Below are 7,633 nucleotides of genomic sequence, written 5' to 3'. Positions count from 1 at the left end.
CGGAGGCGGCGGCCGTGGCGGAGGCGGCGGAGGCGGCGGAGGTCGTCGTCCGCTCCGGTGCTCCGGAGGTCCGTGGCCGGCGTGCCCGGGCCAACAGGGTGGCGGTGTCCTGGAGTTCGTCGAGCCCGTCGACACGGATCACGCCGAACTGCCGCATCGCCGCGTCCACCACCGAGTCCGCGCCGGTCAGCTTGCCGGTGTGTGACGCGGCCGTACGGGCGCCGGTCTCGGTGCGGCCGACCTTGACGGCGACCACGGGGACTCCGCGCCGGGCGGCCCGGTCGGCGGCGAGCAGAAAGGAGCGGCCGTCCTTCAGTCCCTCCACATAGCAGGCGATGGCGCCCACCTCGGGCCGCTCGGCGAAGTACGAGATGAAGTCGGCGGTCTCCAGGTCGGCCTCGTTGCCGGTGGGTGCCCAGTGGGAGAGGCGGATACCGAGTTCCTGGAGTGCGAAGACGGGGCGGCCCTGGTGGCCGGACTGGGTGATGAGGGCGATCGAGGGGCCTTCCAGGTCGTCCCGGAACCGCTCGAAGGCGTTGAGGTTGGTGTTCGGGCCCAGCAGCCGAAGACCGGACCGTGCGACGGCGGCGGCCAGCCGCTCCTGCGCGGCCGCGCCCTCGGCGCCCGTCTCCGCGAACCCGGAGGCGAAGGCGACCGCGAACTTCACCTTGGTCTCGGTGAGTTCCTCGATCACGGGAAGGGGGTCGGCGACGAGGAGTACGGCGAGATCCACCTGCTCGGGCAGGTCGGCGACGGAAGGGAAGCAGGGGATGCCGAAGACGGACTGACGCGTGGGGTGCACCGGGTGCAGCCGGGCGCCGACGCGTTCGGCCCAGGTGAGCAGTTGCCGGGTGATGCCGGTGTTGGGCCGCCCCTCCGTGTCCGAGGCGCCGACGACGGCCACGGACTCGGGGCGGAAGAAGCGGTCCAGATCGGGGACGTCGGCGTACAGCGGGCGCCCGCTGACGTCGAGGTCGTCGACCGCGGCCGGCCTGCCGTGCACGACGGGTGAGGGGTGCTCGCCGCAGGCGATGACCCGGGCCCGGCGGGAGTCGGTGGTGAGGGTGCCGTGGGTTGATCCAAGCATCGGTCCGCCCCGCTCCTGTGTGACAGCCAATTAACTGACGCTCTGTCAGATTACTGAACTGACGCAATGTCAGGAACCGTCGTGCACGGGAGAGGTGAGACCTTTGTGCGGGTGCGGGTGCGGGTGCGGGTGCGGGTGCGGGTGCGGGGTGCGGGTGTCCGTGCGAGGGCTCGGTGCGCGTGCGAGGGCTTGTTGCTGGTGCCCGGATCTCGGGGTGGGCCCCCGGCGTCCTCCGCAGTCTCAGCTATACCCGTATACCCGGTGAGTGACGTTCTGACTCTCGGCCGTGCCCTCGGTCGTGCCCTCCTCCGTGCCTTCGGTCGTGCCCACGGCTGAGCCCGCAGTCGTGCCCTCGATCGCGGTCTCCGGGCGCAGCCGCGCCCCCTGCCGGTCGGTGAAAGTGACTTCGCAGGGGGCGACAGCTCTCATGGGGGAGTTTCTCGGGAGTCAGCTCGCCGGTCTGAGGATCACCGCCTGGCCGCCCGCGCTGGTCATGGCCACGCTGAGCACGGTGCCCGCGGTGACCGTCCGGGTGCTGACCACGGTGGGGGTCCCGTACGGGGAGGTCGCGGCCGTTCCGTCGGCGTAGACGGTGGCCGTGTACGTGGTGCCGCTGTCGAGGAAGGACAGCGGGACGGAGAGGGTGCGCGCGGTCTCGTTGTTCATCGCCCCGAGGAACCAGGTGGTGCCGCTGCGGCGGGCGACCGCGACGTACTCGTTGATGGAGGCCGCGACGGTCGTGCTCTCGTCCCAGCTGGTGGGGACGGCGTCGAACCAGGCCAGGCCGGGCCAGTTCGCGGTGTTGGTGTACGCGGAGGGCTTGGAGTACCAGTAGAGGAAGTTCAGGGGCTGGTAGTAGACGGCGGCCATCGCCATCTGGTGGTTGTTGGTGGTTTTGTCGCGTGACTGGCCGTAGCAGATCGTGTAGTCCATCGGGCCGCCGACGTTGCGGGAGAAGGCCAGGTTCACGTTGTTGGTGGCGGTCGGGAACTGCTCGTTGCCCCGGACGCCCTCCAGGCTGATCCAGTTGGGGTACGTGCGTTCGTAGCCCCAGGGGCGCACGTTGTCGTGCATGTCGATCAGCAGCCGGTGCTTGGCCGCGATCTTGGCCCAGGTGATGATCTGGTTGGTCATGGCCTGGGTGCCGTCGTTGATGAAGCCCAGCTTGATACCGGCCACGCCCCAGCTCTTGTAGAGGGCGAACAGCGACTCCGGGTCCGACAGGGCGAGGCGGTTGACGTAGAGGAAGACGCCGACGCCCTTCTGGGTGGCGTAGTTGATCACGGTGGGCAGGTCGATGGCGGTGATCGGCGTGGTGGCGTCGGTCGTGGTGAACTCCGGCCCATACCAGCCCGCGTCGTACTCGATGTACTCGAGCTTGCGGGCGACGGCGAAGTCCACGCCCTCGGTTCCGGCGGCGGTGGTCAGTTCGCAGCGGAACACCTTGCCCGGCTTGATCCACGAGGTGTCGGCCAGGGCGTTGGCCGGGGCCAGGTTGAGCACCAGCTCGGCGTTGTCGATCAGCTCGCCGTGCTCGGAGCCGAGCACCATCACCCGCCAGGGTGTGGTGAACGGCGTGGTGACCGTCGAGGTGTTCTGCACCGTGCCCGAACCGCGGGCCGTCTTCTTCATCAGGTAGGTCTTCAGGGTGTTGGGCTCCCCGGAGACCGAGCTGAGCATCGACCGCGGGTAGTTCACGCGGGAGGACTCGCAGACGGTGGCGACGAGTCCGCTGTCCAGGGTGACCAGCAGGGGCAGGTCGGTGAGGGGGCCGGTGTCGGTGCCGGACGTGCCCGTGGACGGGATGGCGCCCGGGGCGACCGGGCTGTAGGCGGCCTCGTCGCGGGCGCTGTGGACCAGGGTGTTGTCGGGGAAGACGAAGGTGGTCAGCTCGTCGGCGATGGTGGCGCTGCCCGCGTCCAGCAGGACGTAGCGCAGCGCGACACCGGTGTTGTAGGCGCGGAGCTGGACGCTGAAGTTGACGCCGCTGGAGTCGTCCCGGAGGTTCCAGCGCATCTCCTGGTGGTGGTCCCGGACCGTCGCGTTGCGGCCGAAGACCGGGGTCCAGGTGGAGTCCTTGGTCCAGTGCTGGTAGTTGGTCACCGTCGTGCTGCTCCGGCCCAGCGTGGTGCCGTTGCTCAGCTGCAGGCCCAGCACCGAGGGAGCGACGACGGTTGTGCCGTTGCGCTTGGCCGACCACTGGAGCACCCCGCCGGTCAGGGACATCGTGATCTTGTTCTTGCCGTCCGGTGAGGTCGCGGTGATCGAGGCGTCCGCCGCCTCTGCCACCCCCGCGGCACCGAGGCCCAGGGCCACGCTCCCGGCCGTGACCGCCGCACCCTTCAGGAGCCGTCGGCGCGACAGTGCCCCCACGCGCCAGGGCTGCTGTCGGTCGGGCAGGTCCTGGTTTCTCGAGGTTTCCATGGGTGTGCACCTCTCCGAACAAAATCGACCAGGAATACACGCTTCCAGACGTGCAGGGGCTGTTCTACGCCCCCTTGATCGGCGAGGTCAACGCTCGGGTCGGAATTGCTGGGAGAGGGATGCGCGGTCCGACCCACCAAAGATGGGTGAATCCACCCAATAGGGGAGCCGGGTGGTGAGCTTTGACCCCTGTGAGGAACATTCCTCAGAAATCAACACGGCACATACGCGCCGCGCGGGCTCAGCCGCGGCCCGGTATCCGTTCCACTCCACCCCGGCGGGCGATCGCCTTGGCGATCTTCTCGGCGTCGATGGCGAGTTCGCGGAGCATGCCGCTGATGGGGTTGGTGAAGCCCGTGAAGTAGAGGCCGGGGGCGTTCCTCGGGGCGCGGGCGCCGTGGACGATGGGCTTTCCGCGCTCGTCGAGGACGCCGAGGTGGCCCACGACGCCCTCCAGGGCGCGCCGGTACCCGGTGGCGGCCACCACGGCCTCGGGCTCGACGCGCTCGCCGTCGGCGAGGACGACCTTGCCGCCCTCGAAGCCCTCCACCGCGGCCACGATCTCGACCTTCCCCGCGCGTACGGCGTCGATGAGGCCGACGTCCTGGACGGGGACGGCCCCTTCCTTGACGCGGGAGTACAGCCCGGTGTCGGGCCGGGGCAGCCCGTGGGCCGACAGGTCCGGCACACTGACCTTGGCCAGCGGCCTGGCGAGGGTGTCGACGAGGGTGACCGGCAGCCGCCGTACGGCGATACCGGTGAACTGGGCCGCCCAGCCGGCCGTGGAACGGCGCACGATGTGCGGGGCGGTGCGCACCGAGAGCCGCACGCGGGAGGCCCCGCCCTCCACCAGGTCGACGGCGATCTCGGCACCGGTGTTGCCGACGCCGACGACGAGGACGTCACGGCCGGCGTAGGGCTCGGCGTTGCGGTACTCGCCCGCGTGCAGCAGTTCGCCGGTGAACGCCTCGCGGCCGGGCCAGTCGGGCACGTGGGGCGTGTGGTTGTAGCCGGTGGCGACGACGACCGCGCTGCCGGCCAGTTCGCGCCCGCCGGTGGCGTGCAGCAGCCAGTCCGCGCCGTCGGCGGTCCGCTCCACGCGCGAGACCTCGACGCCGGTGACGATCTCCAGCTCGTGGTACTCGGCGTACTTCTCCAGGTAGCGCACCACGTTGTCGCGCGCCACCCAGCGGCCGAACCTGCGCGGTATCGGCAGCCCGGGCAGGCTCGACAGCCGCCGGGTCGTGTGCAGGTGCAGCCGGTCGTAGTGCTTCCGCCAGGACGCCCCCACCCGGTCGGACTTCTCCAGTACGACGGCCCGCAGCCCCTGGGCACGCAGGGCGTACGCGACGGCCAGCCCGCCCGGTCCGCCACCGATGACGTACACGGGACGATCGGGCCGCGACCGCCCCGCGAGGTGCACGGACGCGGCGGATTCGCTGGATGCGCCGGGCTCGGCGGAGCCGGTGGACGCGGAGGAGTCGGCCATGCGCCCGAGCGTATTCGCGCCTGCCCTTGATGGGTCTCGGCCAAGCCCGGAATCGATTGCGGATTGATCACGGCTGTGGGAGAAGTGGGTGGGTTTCGTGACGTAGGGCCCTTGGAGTGTGCTGGTTCCGTGGATGCGGGCAGAGCGCTCGTTCTTCCCCGGAGCGGAGGGTCGCCGACGGCGGAGGGTGTGTTAGGAGTACGCTCCTTAGGGGTGTACTCCTAATGAGGTGGCTGTTGTGCGGTATCAGAGCGGGCCGGCCAAGCCGGCGCACGTCTTCGGCCGTGGCGCCGAATGGGATGGGCTCACGGGGTTCGTGAACCGGCCCTTTCCGCACGCGATGCTCGGGATCGTCAGTGGCAGACGGCGTATGGGGAAGACCTACCTCCTGAGGGCGCTCGCCGAGCAGCGCGGAGGTTTCTACTTCGGGGCCACGGCGGGTACGGAGGCTGAGTCCCTGCGACAGTTCAGCTCCGCCTTGGCGGAACACGTGGGCTCTCCTGTGCCCTTCTCGTTCGACGGCTGGGACGACGCGATCACGTATCTCTTCGGGCTCGCCGCGCCCGGCAGGGGGGACGCCCCGCTCCTGGTGGTCATCGACGAGTTCCCGTACCTGGTGCAGACCGCTCCGCAACTGCCCTCGCTCATCCAGCGTGAGATCGATCGTTTCCAGGTCGAGGAGAGCCGCATGCGACTCTTGCTGTGCGGCTCGGCGATGTCCGTCATGGGCGGGCTGCTGGCCAGTACCGCGCCTCTGCGTGGCCGAGCGCAACTCGAGCTCGTCGTAAGGCCCTTCGGCTACCGTGCCGCCGCCGACTTCTGGGGAGTGGCCGGCGATCCCGGGCTCGCCGCCAGGCTGCACGCTGTCGTCGGTGGCACACCCGCGTACCGCCGCCAGTTCCTGGCGGACGACGTTCCCGCGAGTCTGCGCGACTTCGACGACTGGATCTGCCGTACGGTCCTCTCGCCGTTCAGTCCCCTGTTCCGTGAGGCGCGATACCTGCTCGCCGAGGAAGCGGACATCCGTGCCACCGCGCTCTACCACTCGGTCCTGGCGGCCGTGGCGCAGGGGAACACGACGCGCGGCGGCATCGCGGGGTACATCGGCCGCAAGTCCGTAGACATCTCCCACCCGCTCAATGTGCTGGAGGACAGTGACCTCCTCGTCCGGGAACCGGATGTCTTCCGTGCCGGAAAGTCGCAGTACCGCATCACCGAGCCGCTGATCAACTTCTACGAAGCCGTGATGCGCCCCGCCTGGGCGCGTCTGGAGAGCGGTCAGGCGGCGGAGGTGTGGGAGCGTGCGTCGGAACGCTTCGCCGCGCAGGTGGCCGGGCCGCACTTCGAGGCGGTGTGCCGTGAGTACGTGCTCGGGCCGGGGCGTTCGCTGCTCAGTACGTCGCTGGGTGAGGTGGGCGGCGGTGTGGTGACCGACTCGAAGGAACGTCGGCAGATTCAGATCGACGTGGCCGTGGTCGAGCCGGGATCCGGCGGGAGCCGACCGTCGGTGGCTCTGCTCGGCGAGGCGAAGTGGGGAACCGTCATGGGGGTCGGTCACCTGGAAAGGCTCAGCCGTGCCCGGGAGCTGCTCACTGCACGGGGAATGGACACCACCCGCTGCGGGCTGGCGTGCTTCAGTGCCGCGGGCTTCAGCGATGCGCTGCGCGCCGAGGCCGAGCGAGGTGGCGTACTGCTGGTCGGCCTTGACGAACTCTATGGGCGAGCCATGCCGACCGGGTTCGTGCCCTAGCGAAGCGGTCCCGGAAGAGTTCGTGTCCGTACGTCTTGCGCGTGCGCTCCCGATCGGTTGAACTGACATACTGTCAGATTCCTTCGGTGGCAGGGGAGTCCATGGACACGATCTGGCTCACCGGTGCGGAATGGCTCGCCGTGCTGCGTATCGGGCTGGGGCTGTGGTGGCTGGAGAGCTGGCGGCACAAGGACAAGAAGGCGTGGTTCGAGCGGGGTACCGGAATCGCGTGGGCGGCGGACGTCGCGGCGAAGCACCGGTGGAACGCGGTGCGCGGCGGCTTCCAGACCGTGGTGGCGCCGCGGCCGCGCGCGATGGCGTACGTCGTCGTGTACGCGGAACTCGCTCTCGGCCTCGGTCTGATCGCCGGGTTCCTCACGCCGATCGCGCTGGTCGGAGGCCTGCTGCTCAACCTCCTCTACCTCGTCCTCATGATCCACGACTGGGCCGAGCAGGGGCAGAACTCGATGATGGCGCTGATCTCCGTGGTGGGGCTGTTCGGGATGTCGTGGCAGACCTGGTCGCTCGACAGCGCGCTGGGGCTGTTCCTGTGAGCGCGCGCTTCGACCGTCCCGAGGCCGACGCCTTCACCCGTGCCTTCTGGGACGCCGCCGCCGAGGGCCGGCTGCTGCTGCGCCGCTGCGGTGACTGCGGTCGCGCCCACCACTACCCCCGCGAGTTCTGCCCCCACTGCTGGAGCGGGGAGGTGGCCTGGGAGCCCGCGAGCGGCCGGGCCACCCTCTACACCTGGTCCGTCGTCCACCGCAACGACCTCCCGCCCTTCGGCGAGCGCACCCCGTACGTCGCCGCCGTGGTCGATCTCGCGGAGGGGCCCCGGATGATGACCGAGGTGGTGGAGTGCGGGGAGGGGCAGTTGCGGGTG

6 protein-coding genes are annotated in these 7,633 nt (G+C 69.8%); 3 read left to right on the top strand and 3 right to left on the bottom strand.

Annotation, left to right across the window (positions count from 1 at the left end; all coding sequences use genetic code 11):
* The 3 genes from FNH04_RS37110 to FNH04_RS37095 all read right to left on the bottom strand — a co-directional run.
* Positions 1–1,087 (bottom strand): CoA-binding protein (locus FNH04_RS37110; protein WP_228031827.1); only part of this gene is annotated, 1,087 nt, incomplete at its 3' end.
* Positions 1,088–1,534: 447 nt separating this feature from the next.
* On the bottom strand, positions 1,535–3,511 hold the full coding sequence (locus FNH04_RS37100; RefSeq protein ID WP_152790236.1) for a glycoside hydrolase family 97 protein: 1,977 nt from the start codon (positions 3,509–3,511) through the stop codon (positions 1,535–1,537).
* A 241-nt stretch (positions 3,512–3,752) separates the two neighbouring features.
* The gene (locus FNH04_RS37095) at positions 3,753–5,000 is read right to left on the bottom strand and encodes a flavin-containing monooxygenase (protein WP_152790235.1); all 1,248 of its coding nucleotides are present in this window, start codon (positions 4,998–5,000) and stop codon (positions 3,753–3,755) included.
* A gap of 370 nt (positions 5,001–5,370) precedes the next feature.
* Here FNH04_RS37095 and FNH04_RS37090 point away from each other — a divergent pair, with 370 nt between their 5' ends.
* The 3 genes from FNH04_RS37090 to FNH04_RS37080 all read left to right on the top strand — a co-directional run.
* Positions 5,371–6,750, top strand: a complete 1,380-nt coding sequence (locus FNH04_RS37090; protein WP_152790234.1) for an AAA family ATPase — start codon at positions 5,371–5,373, stop codon at positions 6,748–6,750.
* A 101-nt stretch (positions 6,751–6,851) separates the two neighbouring features.
* A complete protein-coding gene (locus tag FNH04_RS37085; RefSeq protein WP_152790233.1) occupies positions 6,852–7,304 on the top strand; it encodes a DoxX family protein in 453 nt (150 codons plus the stop codon).
* Positions 7,301–7,633 (top strand): Zn-ribbon domain-containing OB-fold protein (locus tag FNH04_RS37080; RefSeq protein ID WP_322724939.1); only part of this gene is annotated, 333 nt, incomplete at its 3' end. The genes FNH04_RS37085 and FNH04_RS37080, both read left to right, overlap by 4 nt.

The organism is Streptomyces phyllanthi, from assembly GCF_009377205.1.
Lineage (GTDB): Bacteria > Actinomycetota > Actinomycetes > Streptomycetales > Streptomycetaceae > Streptomyces > Streptomyces phyllanthi.
Note: the sequence above shows the minus strand (reverse complement) of the source record. Positions and strands in the feature narration are given on the sequence as shown.

Bases quoted from the DNA above. Each gene is read 5' to 3' on its own strand.
- FNH04_RS37100 (WP_152790236.1), bottom strand. From the start codon at position 3,511: ATGGAAACCTCGAGAAACCAGGACCTGCCCGACCGACAGCAGCCCTGG.
- FNH04_RS37095 (WP_152790235.1), bottom strand. From the start codon at position 5,000: ATGGCCGACTCCTCCGCGTCCACCGGCTCCGCCGAGCCCGGCGCATCC.
- FNH04_RS37090 (WP_152790234.1), top strand. From the start codon at position 5,371: ATGGGGAAGACCTACCTCCTGAGGGCGCTCGCCGAGCAGCGCGGAGGT.
- FNH04_RS37085 (WP_152790233.1), top strand. From the start codon at position 6,852: ATGGACACGATCTGGCTCACCGGTGCGGAATGGCTCGCCGTGCTGCGT.